13 protein-coding genes are annotated in these 14,285 nt (G+C 53.7%); 10 read left to right on the top strand and 3 right to left on the bottom strand.

Annotation, left to right across the window (positions count from 1 at the left end):
• The 6 genes from A0129_RS11505 to dusA form a co-directional block, all read left to right on the top strand.
• The coding region (locus tag A0129_RS11505; RefSeq protein ID WP_291715120.1) for a helix-hairpin-helix domain-containing protein at window positions 1-306 on the top strand (306 nt) is incomplete at its 5' end.
• 72 nt (window positions 307-378) lie between these two features.
• A complete protein-coding gene (infB, locus tag A0129_RS11500; RefSeq protein WP_291715118.1) occupies window positions 379-3,204 on the top strand; it encodes a translation initiation factor IF-2 in 2,826 nt (941 codons plus the stop codon).
• 27 nt (window positions 3,205-3,231) lie between these two features.
• Window positions 3,232-3,636, top strand: coding sequence for a 30S ribosome-binding factor RbfA (gene rbfA, locus A0129_RS11495; protein ID WP_138518161.1), 405 nt, complete (start codon window positions 3,232-3,234; stop codon window positions 3,634-3,636).
• Complete coding sequence (truB, locus tag A0129_RS11490) at window positions 3,623-4,618, top strand: tRNA pseudouridine(55) synthase TruB (protein ID WP_291715116.1); 996 nt, start codon at window positions 3,623-3,625, stop codon at window positions 4,616-4,618. Before rbfA ends, truB begins: the two co-directional genes overlap by 14 nt.
• Window positions 4,615-6,435 (top strand): translational GTPase TypA, encoded by a 1,821-nt coding sequence (typA, locus tag A0129_RS11485; protein WP_291715114.1) that lies wholly within the window; start codon window positions 4,615-4,617, stop codon window positions 6,433-6,435. The genes truB and typA overlap by 4 nt, the downstream gene beginning before the upstream one ends.
• A gap of 92 nt (window positions 6,436-6,527) precedes the next feature.
• Complete coding sequence (gene dusA, locus A0129_RS11480; RefSeq protein WP_291715111.1) at window positions 6,528-7,502, top strand: tRNA dihydrouridine(20/20a) synthase DusA; 975 nt, start codon at window positions 6,528-6,530, stop codon at window positions 7,500-7,502.
• Between the two features lie 34 nt (window positions 7,503-7,536).
• Here dusA and A0129_RS11475 read toward each other — a convergent pair whose 3' ends face one another.
• From A0129_RS11475 to wrbA, 3 genes are read right to left on the bottom strand one after another with little or no spacing between them, the layout of a single operon-like run.
• On the bottom strand, window positions 7,537-8,967 hold the full coding sequence (locus tag A0129_RS11475; RefSeq protein ID WP_291715110.1) for an FAD-binding oxidoreductase: 1,431 nt from the start codon (window positions 8,965-8,967) through the stop codon (window positions 7,537-7,539).
• A 4-nt stretch (window positions 8,968-8,971) separates the two neighbouring features.
• Complete coding sequence (locus A0129_RS11470; RefSeq protein ID WP_291715108.1) at window positions 8,972-9,355, bottom strand: DUF2069 domain-containing protein; 384 nt, start codon at window positions 9,353-9,355, stop codon at window positions 8,972-8,974.
• On the bottom strand, window positions 9,355-9,960 hold the full coding sequence (gene wrbA, locus A0129_RS11465; protein WP_291715106.1) for an NAD(P)H:quinone oxidoreductase: 606 nt from the start codon (window positions 9,958-9,960) through the stop codon (window positions 9,355-9,357). The genes A0129_RS11470 and wrbA overlap by 1 nt, the downstream gene beginning before the upstream one ends.
• 50 nt (window positions 9,961-10,010) lie before the next feature.
• Between wrbA and A0129_RS11460 the strand changes: the two genes are divergently transcribed.
• The 4 genes from A0129_RS11460 to hflK all read left to right on the top strand — a co-directional run bounded on the left by A0129_RS11460 (window position 10,011) and on the right by hflK (window position 14,284).
• Window positions 10,011-11,378 (top strand): YihY family inner membrane protein, encoded by a 1,368-nt coding sequence (locus tag A0129_RS11460; RefSeq protein WP_291715104.1) that lies wholly within the window; start codon window positions 10,011-10,013, stop codon window positions 11,376-11,378.
• A gap of 179 nt (window positions 11,379-11,557) precedes the next feature.
• Window positions 11,558-11,791: an RNA chaperone Hfq gene (hfq, locus tag A0129_RS11455; RefSeq protein WP_008248719.1), complete on the top strand. Its 234-nt coding sequence runs from the start codon at window positions 11,558-11,560 to the stop codon at window positions 11,789-11,791.
• A 36-nt stretch (window positions 11,792-11,827) separates the two neighbouring features.
• On the top strand, window positions 11,828-12,949 hold the full coding sequence (gene hflX / locus A0129_RS11450; RefSeq protein ID WP_291715102.1) for a GTPase HflX: 1,122 nt from the start codon (window positions 11,828-11,830) through the stop codon (window positions 12,947-12,949).
• Window positions 12,950-12,985: 36 nt separating this feature from the next.
• The gene (gene hflK / locus A0129_RS11445; RefSeq protein ID WP_291715100.1) at window positions 12,986-14,284 is read left to right on the top strand and encodes an FtsH protease activity modulator HflK; all 1,299 of its coding nucleotides are present in this window, start codon (window positions 12,986-12,988) and stop codon (window positions 14,282-14,284) included.
• The last annotated feature ends 1 nt before the right edge of the window (window position 14,285 follow it).

Below are 14,285 nucleotides of genomic sequence, written 5' to 3'. Positions count from 1 at the left end.
CCTATCGCTGAAATGCAGGAAATTGAAGCATTTGACGCGGATACCGTTGAAGAACTACGAACCCGCGCTCGCAATGCATTGTTGACTGAGGCAATTGCCCGAGAGGAAATGGTAGAGGGTGCGGGCGATTTGATGTCCATCGAAGGCGTGGATGCCGACCTGGTTGGCAAGTTGGCAGCTGCTGAGATTTCTGACCGTGAAGGTCTGGCCGAATTGGCAGTGGATGAATTGGTTGAAATTGCAGGAATTGAAGAAGACCGTGCCCGTGACATCATTATGAAAGCGCGAGCACACTGGTTTGAATAATACAAACCGAATTAAGTAGAGTCGAATCGGGTCACTCGGCCCGGTCAGCAAGGGAATTTGAAGGAATAGTAGATGACCAGTACCACAGTCGCACAGTTTGCAGCAGAGTTGAAAATGCCCGCCGATGTTCTTTTGGAGCAGTTGAAGTCTGCGGGCGTGAGCAAAACTTCTGAGGCAGATGCAGTTACTGAAGCGGACAAGGGAAAACTTTTGGAAAGCCTGAGAAAGGCGCACGGATCTGAAAGCGGTCAGAAGAAAATTACCCTCACCCGCAAGCAGACCAGTGAAATCAAACAGGCTGGCCCTGGTGGCCGCGCGCGCACAGTGCAGGTTGAAGTGCGCAAGAAGCGCGTGTTTGTTCAGCGCGCCGAGAAGGCTGGTGAAAGCGAGCCCGTCATGGAGGCCCAGCTTGATCCTGCGGAGCAAGCGCGTCGTGATGCCGAGGCGCAGCGCCAGGCTGAGTTGAAGGCACGCCAGGAAGCCGAACTGAAAGAAAAACAGGCCAAGCTTGAGCAAGAGCGCGAGCGTGAGTTGAAGCTTCAGGAAGAGGCCCGCCAGCGCGCCGAAGAAGAACGTCTTGCCCACGAGGCTGTAGAACAGGCGAAAGCGGAAAGCGAGAAGCCCGCCAAGGCTGAGGAAGAAACCGATGCCAAGGATGAAGCGGCACAAGCAGCACGTGCCGAAGAGGCCAAAGCACGCGAACAGCGTGCCGCCGATGCATTGAAAGCTGAGCAAAAAGCCAAAAAAGCGGCCGAGGATGCAGCAAAAGCCAGTGCAAATCAGGAACGTGCACGCAAGGCTGCTGAAGCCGAAGTGGCGGCTATTAACCGCATGATGTCCCAGCCCGCCAAGGTGATGAAGGCTGAAGAGCCGGTTGAACCGCCCAAGCCTGCCGCAACAATCAAAAAGCCTGAAAAAATTGTAGTGGCTGGCGATGATGATGTTGGAGAGCGTGGTCGCAAGGGTGTTCGCGCTGCTGGCGCGAAAGAAGAACCTGGCCGCCGCCGTGGTGGCTTGAAAACACGCGGTGAAACCGGTGTTGGCCGCACTGGCGCAGGTGGCTGGAAGGGCCCCAAAGGCAAAAACAATCGCCACAGCCAGGAACAAAGCAATTTCAACCAGCCCACTGAGCCCGTGGTTCGTGATGTTCACGTGCCAGAGACCATCACCGTGGCCGATCTTGCCCACAAAATGTCGGTGAAGGCTGCCGAGGTGATCAAGTGTCTGATGAAGATGGGCCAGATGGTCACTATTAACCAGGTGCTTGACCAAGACACCGCGATGATTGTGACCGAGGAATTGGGTCACCGTGCCATTGCAGCCAAGCTGGACGATCCTGAAGCCATGATCGAAGAAGCAGGTGTTGCGCATTCCGAGGCGCCCTCTGTGCCCCGAGCACCCGTGGTGACCGTGATGGGTCACGTTGACCATGGTAAAACATCGTTGCTCGATTACATCCGTAGCGCGAAGGTTGCATCTGGCGAAGCAGGTGGCATTACACAACACATTGGTGCCTATCACGTTGAAACTGAACGCGGCATGATTACCTTCCTGGATACGCCAGGTCACGAGGCGTTCACCGCCATGCGTGCCCGTGGTGCCAAGGCAACCGATATTGTGATTCTGGTCGTGTCCGCCGATGACGGCGTGATGCCTCAAACCATTGAAGCGATTCACCATGCCAAAGCAGCCAATGTGCCTTTGGTGGTGGCGATCAACAAAATCGATAAACCCGATGCCAACCCTGAACGCGTGAAGCAGGAATTGATCACTCACTCCGTGGTTCCCGAAGAATACGGCGGCGATTCACCCATGGTTCCCGTGTCGGCGAAAACCGGTAAGGGCATTGACGACTTGCTGGAGCAAGTGTTGTTGCAAGCCGAAGTGATGGAATTGAAAGCGCAGGTGGACGCACCGGCCAAGGGCCTTGTGGTTGAATCCCGCTTGGACAAGGGCCGTGGCCCCGTGGCTACCGTGCTGGTTCAAAGCGGTACCTTGAAGAAAGGCGATGTGGTGCTGGCTGGTTCGGCATTTGGCCGGGTACGTGCAATGGTCGATGAAAACGGTCGCTCCATCGACTCCGCTGGCCCTTCCATTCCCGTAGAAATTCAGGGGTTGAGCGATGTGCCGGCAGCCGGTGAAGAAGTGATTGTGTTGCCAGATGAACGCAAAGCCCGAGAAATCGCGTTGTTCCGTCAAGGCAAATTCCGCGATGTGAAGCTGGCCAAGCAACAGGCAGCCAAGCTGGAAAACATGTTCGAGCAAATGGCCGAGGGCGAGGTCAAGAGTTTGGCTGTGATTCTGAAGGCCGACGTACAGGGTTCCCAAGAAGCGCTGTCACATGCCCTGCAGAAGCTGTCAACCGACGAAGTCAAGGTTCAGGTGGTGCATGCGGCAGTAGGTGGCATCAGCGAATCAGATGTCAACCTGGCGGTGGCCTCCAAGGCTGTCATCATCGGCTTTAACGTTCGAGCCGATCAGGGCGCCCGGAAAACTGCCGAGAACAACGGCGTAGACATTCGTTACTACAACATCATTTATGATGCAGTCGACGAAATCAAGGCGGCCATGACCGGCATGCTGACGCCCGACAAGAAAGAGGAAATCATCGGCAACGTGGAAATCCGCGAAGTTTACAAGATCTCCAAGGTCGGTTCAGTCGCAGGTTGTATGGTGACCGACGGTGTAATCCGTCGTGGTGCTGGCGTTCGCTTGTTGCGCGACAACGTGGTGGTGTGGACAGGTCAGTTGGCCTCGCTCAAGCGATTCAAAGACGACGCCAAAGAAGTGCGTCAGAACTTTGAGTGTGGTTTGCAACTGCACAACTACGACGACATCCAGGTTGGCGACATTCTGGAAGCATTTGAAGTGAAGGAAGTGGCCCGTACCCAGTTGTAATCGCTGTACGGGTTTGAAAAGGAAAGTATGCGTCACAAGAAAAAAGCACCAGCCAGAGGTATTCGGGTTGCTGAGCAAATCCAGAAAGACCTGGCTGAGCTGATTCCCCGCGAGTTGAGAGACCCGCGGCTTGGGTTCGTCACGATCACAGATGTGGAACTGACACCCGATTATGCCTATGCAACCGTGTACTTCTCGGTGTTGACGGGTTCAGCCGAAACCACAGAGGAGGCTTTGAATGACTCTTCGGGTTATTTGCGGAATTTGATTTTCAAGAAGCTGCACATTCACACCGTGCCCACCTTGCGTTTCAAACACGACCAATCCGTTGAACGTGGGGCTGAAATGTCCCAAATGATCGACCGTGCGCTGAAAGGCGAGGGTGGTGGTGCCACAGATTCGGATGGTGGTGGCGACGGTGGCGGAGATTAAGAGACAAAAGCGTGCCTTGTCGGGTGTGCTGTTGTTCGACAAATCAACTGGTTTCTCGTCCAATCAGGCCCTGCAAATTGTCAAACGCTTGTACCAGGCTGAAAAAACCGGACACACGGGCACGCTGGATCCGCTTGCAAGCGGTCTGCTGCCCCTGATGTTTGGTGAGGCCACCAAGTTTGCAGCAGATTTGATTGATGCCAGCAAAACCTATCGCACCAAGGTGCGCTTGGGGTATGCCAGCAACACGGGTGACGCCGAGGGCGAATTGACTGAGGTCAGCACGCGTGACCTTCGAAGCATCACAGAGCGTGAAGTAAAGCAGGTGTGTGAGCAGTTTGTTGGAGAAATTCAACAGATTCCACCGATGTTTTCTGCATTAAAGAAAGACGGCAAGCCTTTGTACGAGTATGCTCGCGAAGGCATTGAATTGGACAGACCCGCTCGAACCCTGTTGATCCATCAATTGGATGTCATCAAGTTCGAGCACAATGATGCCCATTGCATTATTGAACTGGAAGTGAATTGCAGCAAAGGCACCTACGTGCGCACCTTGGGCGAGGACATTGCCAAGGCCTTGGGCACAGCGGGCTATCTCACGGAATTGCGCAGAACCGCAATCGGTGACTTGAAAGTGGAACGCGCGTACACCCTGGAAGCACTCAAAGTGCTCGGTGAATCGGAAACCCCCTTTGACGCTTTGGATGCGGTGCTTTTCCCGGTAGACGCCCTGTTGGGCAGCCTGGGCAAAGTCGAATTGAACAATGAGTTTGCGCGGCGGTTTTCGCACGGGCAACGGTTGCCACTGGGTTTGACGAATGTCAAACCAGGGCGGGTGCGGGTGTACGGAGAAGCCTCCGCGCAGGATGTGAACAGTATTGCCTTCAAAGGCGAGCCCCAGTTTATGGGCACAGGCATTTTAGAAACGGATGGGAAGGGCGCCTTGCTTCGACCCGACAGATTGATTCAGGTAAATCTATGACACGCGCATTACGTAACGTTGCAATTATCGCCCACGTGGACCACGGCAAAACCACGCTGGTAGACCAACTTCTTCGCCAGTCCGGCACATTCCGCGAGAACGAAAAACTCGAAGAACGTGTCATGGACAGCAACGACCTTGAAAAGGAACGTGGTATCACGATTCTGGCCAAGAACTGCGCAGTTGAATATGAAGGCACCCACATCAACATCGTTGACACCCCAGGACACGCTGACTTCGGCGGTGAAGTGGAGCGTGTGTTGTCGATGGTAGATTCGGTGTTGCTTTTGGTGGATGCCGTTGAGGGCCCTATGCCCCAGACGCGTTTTGTAACCCGCAAGGCTTTGGCTTTGGGCTTGAAGCCGATCGTGGTGGTCAACAAGGTGGACCGCCCCGGTGCGCGTGTGGATTGGGTAATCGATCAAACTTTTGACCTGTTTGACAAGCTGGGTGCAACCGATGAGCAACTGGACTTCCCGATTGTCTACGCATCCGGATTGAATGGTTACGCGGGCAACACCCCCGATGTACGTGACGGTGACATGCGTCCACTGTTCGAGGCCATTTTGAAATTCGTGCCTGTGCGTGATGACGATCCCAATGGTCCGTTGCAATTCCAGATCACTTCTCTGGATTACAACAGTTACGTGGGAAAAATCGGTATTGGCCGAATCAAACGCGGCACTGTGCGCACTGGGCAGCAGGTGGTCTGCATGAATGGTCCGGACGGTACACCATTTAACGGCAAAATCAATCAGGTGCTGAAGTTCCGTGGTCTTGAGCGTGTGCTGGTTGACCAGGCTGAAGCTGGCGATATTTGTTTGATTAATGGTATTGAAGAGATTGGTATCGGTACCACGGTGTGTGCCGCAGATACTCCAGAGGCATTGCCAATTTTGACTGTGGATGAACCCACCTTGACCATGAACTTCATGGTGAACACCTCGCCTTTGGCAGGTCGCGAAGGCAAGTTTGTGACCAGTCGCCAATTGCGAGACCGTTTGCAGCGCGAACTGAAAAGCAATGTGGCTTTGCGTGTCAAAGACACCGATGACGACACTGTGTTTGAGGTGTCTGGTCGCGGTGAATTGCATCTGACCATCTTGTTGGAAAATATGCGCCGCGAAGGCTATGAATTGGCCGTGTCGCGTCCACGCGTGGTGTTTAAGGAAATTGACGGGGTGAAATGCGAGCCCTATGAAATGTTGACCGTGGATGTGGAAGACACCCACCAGGGCGCCATCATGGAAGAATTGGGTCGTCGCAAAGGCGATTTGCTCGACATGTCGCCCGATGGCAAAGGTCGAGTTCGCCTGGAATACCGTATTCCAGCGCGCGGCTTGATTGGTTTCCAAGGTGATTTCCTGACAATGACACGTGGTACTGGTTTGATCAGCCATGTGTTTGATCAATACGCCCCTGTTCGTGAGGGCGGTTTGGCTGAGCGTCACAATGGTGTTCTGATTTCTCAGGATGATGGCGATGCAGTTGCCTACGCTTTGTGGAAATTGCAAGACCGTGGTCGCATGTTCGTTTCCCCGGGTGAAGCCCTGTATGAAGGCATGGTGATTGGTATTCACAGCCGTGACAATGACCTGGTCGTCAACCCAATCAAAGGCAAACAACTGACCAACGTGCGCGCGTCCGGTACCGACGAAGCGGTCCGTTTGGTGCCTCCAATTGCTCTGAATCTGGAATATGCAGTTGAGTTTATTGCGGACGATGAACTGGTCGAAATTACGCCCAAGAGTATTCGAATTCGCAAGCGTTTCCTGAAGGAACATGAGCGCAAGAAAGCAAGCCGCGACGCAGCATAAGTTCCATTCGGTCATCCTTTGGCCAATGAGTGCTTGAAATCCAGAAGGGGCGTGGCTTTGGCCTCGCCCTTTTTGTTTGTAGAATCCAAGTCATGACATTCAAACCCCGCACCCTCTCTGTTGCTCCCATGATCGATTGGACTGATCGGCACTGCCGTCGGTTTCATCGTGCGATAAGCCAGCACACCTGGCTTTACACCGAGATGATCACAACGGGTGCGCTTGTGTTTGGCGATCGCCAGCGTTTTTTGGCATTCAACGAGGAAGAGCACCCAGTCGCCTTCCAAATCGGTGGCAGCGACCCGGAGCACATGGCACGTTGCGCCAAATGGATTGAACAAGCTGGTTACGATGAATTGAACATGAATGTGGGTTGTCCGTCGGAGCGTGTCCAGAAGGGATCGTTTGGCGCTTGCCTGATGGCGGAACCCGACTTGGTGGCCGACTGCGTGAAAGCCATGCGGGATGCCTGCTCGATCGATGTAACTGTGAAGCACAGGATTGGGCTTGATTACGATGAAAGCGAAACCATGCTGTATGACTTTGTGGGCAAGGTGAGTGAAGCGGGTTGTAACACCTTCATTGTGCACGCGCGCAATGCGGTGCTCAAAGGCCTGTCCCCAAAGCAAAACCGCGATATTCCTCCTTTGCGTTACCAGGTGGTAAAGCGCCTGAAGCAACATTTCCCGCATCTTCAAATCATTCTGAACGGAGGAATTACAACCCTCGAGTCGATTCAAACCCACTTGGAATGGGCTGATGGTTGCATGATTGGTCGAGAGGCTTATTCCAACCCGTGGCTATTGGCCGGATTTGACGAAATCATTGGCCAACCGATCCAATCAAAAAGCCGTTTGGACGTTATTGATGAATTGCGCGCTTATGCTGAGCAGGAGTTGCAAAAAGGTGAAAGCATTCGAAACATCACGAAATCCTGGTTGGGTCTGTTTCACGGACAGCCCGGTGGAAGGCTTTACCGTCAGGTGCTGTCCGATTCAACCCGGCTGAAGGCCAACAACTGGCAGGTGGTTGAAGATGCGCTGGCGATCATGGCTGCAATCTCTTAACAAGTCGTCAATAAACCCGCAACAGCTGCCGGGCTCATATCAACACCAGCTTGCCGGGATTCAGGAGGTTTTTAGGGTCCATGGCCTTTTTGATCGCTACAAACGCCGAGTAATTGCTGTCGCTGGTAATCTCTCGCAACAATTCCGCTTTCAATTGTCCAATACCATGTTCAGCCGATATGGTACCGCCGCAACGGAGAATGGTCTCGTGCACCAAGGTATTGAGCAAATTTTGGTGTTGTTTGAGAAATTCTGACGAGTCGTTGCCTTTTGGGGCTGACAAATTGAAGTGCAGGTTGCCGTCGCCCAAATGGCCAAACAACACTGGCCGAACATCCACGCCATGCTCAGCAATGTCATTCAGGGCCATGTCGTGAAATGTGGGTAGCTGCGAGACAGCGCAGGCTACATCGTGTTTGACGTTCAAACCCTCTTTGGCCTGCGCTTCGGAAATGTTTTCTCGCAAAGCCCAAAACGCTTCAATTTCCCGTCCGTTTTGAGCCATGGCAATGTTGCGTACCCCGGGAAGCTCTTCCAACAGCGCCTCGAGTGTTTTGGTGACTTGTTCACGCAAGGTGGTTTCGGAACCCAATGAGGTGAATTCAGCGAGCACATGGTCAACAGCGCCGGGGCAGGTCGGCGCGCGGGCAGGAAAATGGGTTTGAACCACATCAATTGCATTGACGTTCATCCATTCGTAGCTGCTGAGTTCACCAAACAAGCGGCCTTGTACAAATCCCAATGCGTCCACGGCAGTTTGAATGTTGTCCACATTCAGCCACGCCACACAGCGGCTTTGGGGGGCAGGGTACACCTTCATGCAGGCAGTGGTTATCACTCCCAAAGTGCCTTCCGAGCCAATCAACAAATGACGCAGGTCATAGCCAGTGTTGTTTTTGCGAAGTCCCCGCAAATCACCACACAAATCGCCCTGTGCGTTCACATACTCCAGCCCGAGACACAATTCGCGGGTATTGCCGTAGCGCAGCACCGCGACGCCCCCAGCATTGCTGGCGAGGTTGCCGCCCAAGGTGCAGGTACCTTCTGAGGCCAGGCTCAAGGGGAATAAAAAGCCATGCGCCAACGCATATTCCTGAATTTCATGCAGGGTGTAACCTACGCTGGCAGTCAAAGTCAGGTTGCTTTCATCCAGCTTCAGGAACTCGCGAATGCGCCCTGTTTTAAGTACAACATGCGGTCGTTTTTCCGCGTCGGTATCTGCCACGGGCACCGCACCACCCACCAAGCCAGTGTTCCCACCTTGGGTTGAAATGGCCACATTGAATGCATCGCATGTTTTGACAATGTCTTGCACCTGTCGGGTGGTCATGGGTTCCAGAACAGCCAGCGCAGTGGTGCAGTAGCGTTTGCGCCAATCGGTACAGGCTTGGGCAATGTAGGCCGCCTCAGTGCTGATCAGCAGCCCAGGCACCTGTTTGCGTAACTGTTCGAGAAATTCATTCATGCGTTTAGGCAACCTTTGTCTTGGGGACTTTGTAGGTACGGGCATACACGCTGACACTGGCGAACAAAGTAATGGTTAGTAGCACCTCCAGCCCGGCCATTAACTGGGAGGCCAACGCCGGGTCGGAACTGGCGCGTGTGGCACCCTCAGCGAAGTAAAGCCACACGAGAAGTGATGTGGCTTGATAGGTTCGCACGCGTTGTTTGAATATGCCGGGCACCACCAGCAGCAGGGGCAGCACCTTCAGCACCAGCCAGCTGCCACCCGGGCGAATGGGCGCAACAAAAAGTTCCCAGGCCACGCACAGGGCAATTAACGCCAACAGGCTGCTGACTGTTGCCCAGTAGGCTTTCTTGCGGGTCAAATCAACTTCAGGTGTGCTGCTCATCAAGATTTATCCATGTGTTGAAGGGCCAATGCCGCTTTCGCAAGGCGTGCACCTTGAGCTCGGGCAAGCGTTTTTTCATGCTCGGAAATCGGGTGTTGGCCTTGTCCGCCCGCCCAATGGGTCACGCCATAGGGCGTGCCGCCGGTGCGTGTGTCGTTCAATGCCTGTTCGGAATAAGGAATACCCAGCCACAGCATGCCATGGTGGATCAAGGGCAATGCCATGCTGGTCAGCGTGGTTTCCTGGCCTCCATGCAAACTGCCAGTGCTGGTAAATACGCAAAAGGGTTTGTTGATCAAATCGCCAGCCAGCCAGGTTCCAACCGTGCCGTCCAGAAAATACTTCATGGGTGCAGCCATGTTGCCAAACCGTGTTGGGGATCCCATGGCAAGGCCAGCGCATTCTTTCAAGTCCGCGGGCTCTGCGTAGGGTGGGCCCTGTTCGGGAATGTCGGATTCCGTGGCTTCTGTGTTCGCAGATACTCCAGGTACGGTTCGAATTCTTGCCGAAACACCTTTCACGGAGTCTATGCCCTGTGCAATTTCGCGGGCCAACTGTGCGGTTGCGCCATGGCGGCTGTAATACAAGACCAATACTTCAATCATGCTTAAGGGTTATCATGGGGGCTGTTGGAACCCCTATTGTATCGAAGCGCATGAGTTCAGCCGCACCTTCCGAAACAACTGAGACCAAGAGTTTCAAAGCCATTGGCAAATCGACCGAAGAGAGTCAAACGCGCCGTGCACGCTTTATGCGTGGTGCCCGGCGTGCGTTCAGCGTGGCCGATGTTGAGCTGTCACCGCTGAACTTGCGCTGGTGGATCGCGTTTACACGGCTGGTGAGCCAGCGCATCAGCGAGCAGCGCTTGCCGCAGGTGGCTGCCAGCCTCACCTTTACCACGGTGCTGTCCTTGGTGCCATTGGCCACGGTGGTGCTGGCCATATTCACGGCATTTCCGATGTTTGACCGTTTGCAGTTGTCGCTTCAGGGCTATTTGATCGACAGCTTTTTTCCCGAAACCCTGTCTGAAACCATTTTGACTTATGTCACTCAGTTTTCTGACAAAGCCAAGGGGCTGACCGCAATTGGTATCGTGTTTCTGGTGATTACTGCATTGACCACCATGTTCACGGTGGATAGGGTGTTCAATCAAATCTGGAACGTGAAGCGTCAACGTTCGACCATGAACAAGGTGGTGCTGTATTGGGCTGTGTTGTCGCTGGCGCCAGTGCTGATCGGGTTGAGCATCAGCGTATCCACTGCGCTGATCGGTGAAACCATGGCGGGTGTGAATCCTGTGTTGGGTGGCATGTTTCCCGCCCTTAATCTGATACCGCTGACTTTGACGGTGTTGGCTTTTGCCTTTATTTATCGAATTGTTCCGAATAGGGCGGTGCACTGGAAAGACGCCTTGGTGGGTGGGGTATTGGCCGCCGTGCTGTTCGAAATTTCCAAGCGGGCTTTTGCGGCTTACATCACGCACTTTCCAAGTTATACGGCTTTGTATGGTGCTTTGGCGGCATTTCCAATCTTTTTGCTCTGGATTTACGTCAGCTGGATTATTGTGTTGCTGGGGGCCAGTACTGTTGCGGCTTTGCCTGTGGCCCGCACTGGTTACTGGAACCCTAGTAACCGCCCTGGTGAAAGGTGGTTGCAAGGTTTGAGTGTTTTGGTTGAACTGGAAAAGTCGCGGCAGCAGGAAAAGCCGGGCATGACCATGGAAGAGTTGCGGGTGTTTGCCAAGGTGCCACCCGACCAGCTGGATGAGATTCTGAGTTTGTTGATTGATCATGGAGTGATCGGTCTTCTGGCCATTGTGCGGGGTGATGATCGCTTTGCCTTGATTTGTGACCCAGCCAACATCAGTTCTGAAGTGGTGGCAAAAGCGCTTTGGTACGACCCATCCCTGACTTCTGAATGGGCTGCCCGATTGCCCCAGTCCACGGCGAAATTGACCGAGTTTCAAGAAGAGTTCATTCGGCGTCCCCGCCTGTCTCAATGGCTTGAGTTAGCCCCCTGTTAAGTGGGGGATGTCAACGGGAATCACTCTTTGTCGTTGGATTTGAACTTTTTATGAAAAAAGAGTGTCCATATCAACAAAAGAAGGGCTTCCGTTTGGCACCCATAGACGCTTTCTGTAAACTAAGCGTGACGAGCCAAAAGCTCTGACATTTAATAATATCAACACAGTCTGGAGCTGTTATGAGTAACAAAGGGCAACTACTACAAGACCCCTTCCTCAATTTGCTGCGCAAAGAGCATGTACCCGTGTCCATTTACCTGGTCAACGGCATCAAGCTTCAGGGCCAAATCGAGTCTTTCGATCAGTACGTGGTTTTGCTGCGTAACACAGTAACCCAAATGGTCTACAAGCACGCAATTTCGACTGTTGTGCCTGGCCGTTCAGTGACATTCACCCCCGAGGTGAAGGAGTAACCTTATCTTCACTTTCAAATTATTCCGCGGTTTGAAATGACGCGTAGTTCCCTGGTTGCACTCGATCTAGGTCAACACGAGTTCCGCGAAAGTGTCGATGAGCTTGCCCTACTGGCCACCTCTGCGGGTGCAGAGGTGATCGGCGTTTTCGTGTCCAAGCGGCGTTCCCCTGACTCAGCCACATTCATCGGCTCAGGCAAGGTGCAGGAAATACTTGCGCATTGCGAAGCCGAAGAGGTGGAGCTCGTCATTTTCAACCACAGTCTGAGTCCGGCCCAACAACGAAACCTTGAGAATGCACTCGGGCGTCGAGTCATCGACCGAACGGGTTTGATCCTCGATATTTTTGCCATTCGGGCACGCAGTTTCGAGGGCAAGTTGCAGGTTGAGTTGGCACAGCTTCAGTACATGGCCTCGCGCTTGGTGCGGGGCAACGCGAATTTGTACGGCCAGCAAGGTGGTATCGGCATGCGTGGCCCGGGTGAAACCCAACTCGAAACAGACCGGCGCCTGATCGGTGTAAAGGTCAAGCAACTGAAAACCAGGCTCGAGAAGCTTCAGAAACAGCGTCAAACCCAGCGCCGTCAACGCGAGCGGCGAGGGCAGTTCACGGTTGCGATCGTGGGCTACACCAATGCCGGCAAAAGCACTTTGTTCAATGCCATTGCGAGCGACAAGGCGTATGCGGCCGACCAACTGTTTGCCACCCTGGATACGACCACACGCCGTGTGTGGCTTGCACCCAAGGTAGACATGGCCTTGTCGGATACGGTTGGATTTATTCGCGATCTGTCCCATTCGCTGGTCGATGCCTTCAAAGCCACTCTTGAAAGCGCGGTGCACGCCGACGTGTTGTTGCATGTCGTTGATGTGAGCTCTCCAGTCCGGCACAGTCAAATCGACGAGGTCAACAAAGTACTGCTGGAGATCGACGCGGGGGATGTTCCACAGGTGATCATCTGGAACAAAATAGACGCCTGCGAGCGTTCCGTGGAAGTCGAGCGCGACGGCGATGGTAAGATTTTGTCCGTGGCGGTGAGTGCGCGCTATGGGCTTGGCATTCCTGAGTTGCGTGAATGCCTGACTGAACTTGCTGGCAACTTCTATGCTCAAAGCAGGGGTGCAGACACGCAGTCAGATGAATTGCAATGGGCCTGAACGTCAACAACTAATTTTTCAGCAGTAGGAACAAGCATGTCAATGAATGATCCGGATTGGGGCAGAAATTCATCGGGTAATCAAAACAACGATGAACCCGCAAAGCCTCAAGATCAAGACAATCGCCGTCCCGGCGGCCGTCAGGACGGTCCCCCGGACCTCGATGAACTATGGCGCGACTTCAACAGCAGGCTTAACCGCCTGTTCGGGAAGAAAGGTGGCCATGGCGGTGGTCCACGCGGTCCCTTGGGCGGTGGCGGCAGTGGTGGCCCCAGCATGGAGAATGCAGGTCGAGGTTTCACTGCGGTGATCGTGGTCGCCGTGCTTGTCTGGTTGGCCAGCGGTTTTTACATCGTTCAGGAAGGCCGTGAAGGCGTGGTGTTGCAGTTTGGTAAATACCACCACACTTCAATGCCAGGCTTCCAATGGCGCTTGCCTTATCCAATTCAGTCGCATGAAGTGGTGAACTCCTCTCAGGTGCGTATTGTTGAGGTGGGTTATCGCAACGACGTGAAAAGCAAGGTGCTGCGCGAAGCGCTGATGCTGACCGAAGATGAAAACATCATCGACATCCAATTTGCGGTTCAATACCGCCTCAAAGATGCGGGTGATTATCTGTTTAACACCATCGATCCGGATGAGTCGGTGAAAATGGCCGCTGAAACAGCCATTCGCGAAGTAGTGGGTCGTAGCAAAATGGACTTTGTACTTTACGAAGGTCGAGAGCAGATTGCCTTGAATACAGCTGAAGTGATGCAGGAAATCCTCGACAAATACGGTACGGGTATCCTGGTATCCAGCGTGACCGTGCAGGGTGTTCAGCCTCCCGAGCAGGTTCAAGCTGCATTCGACGATGCAGTGAAGGCGGGTCAGGACCGTGAGCGTTTGAAAAACGACGGTGAAGCCTATGCAAATGATGTAATTCCGCGTGCCCGAGGCAATGCGGCGCGTTTGCTGGAAGAGGCAAATGGTTATCGCGAACGTGTGGTTGCCCAGTCCGAGGGTGATTCAGCCCGCTTCAAGGCAATTTTGACCGAATACGAGAAAGCACCGAAAGTCACCAAGGATCGCCTGTACATCGATGCGATGCAGGAAATTTACACCAATGTGACCAAGGTCATTGTTGACTCGAAAGGCAACAGCCAGCTGCTGTATTTGCCTTTGGACAAATTGATTGAGAAAACTGGTGCATCTGGCGCTGAAAGCAGTGCGACATCTGCCGCTGCTGCTGCCAAAGCCGCTGAAACCAGCCCATCTGCACCACGTGCTGCCAATGATGGATTTGACACTAGCATTCGCGATGCCATGCGCAATCGTGACCGGGGAGCTCGCTAAT

The sequence above is a fragment of the Limnobacter sp. CACIAM 66H1 genome (genome assembly GCF_001601825.1).
GTDB lineage: Bacteria > Pseudomonadota > Gammaproteobacteria > Burkholderiales > Burkholderiaceae_B > Limnobacter.
Note: the sequence above shows the minus strand (reverse complement) of the source record. Positions and strands in the feature narration are given on the sequence as shown.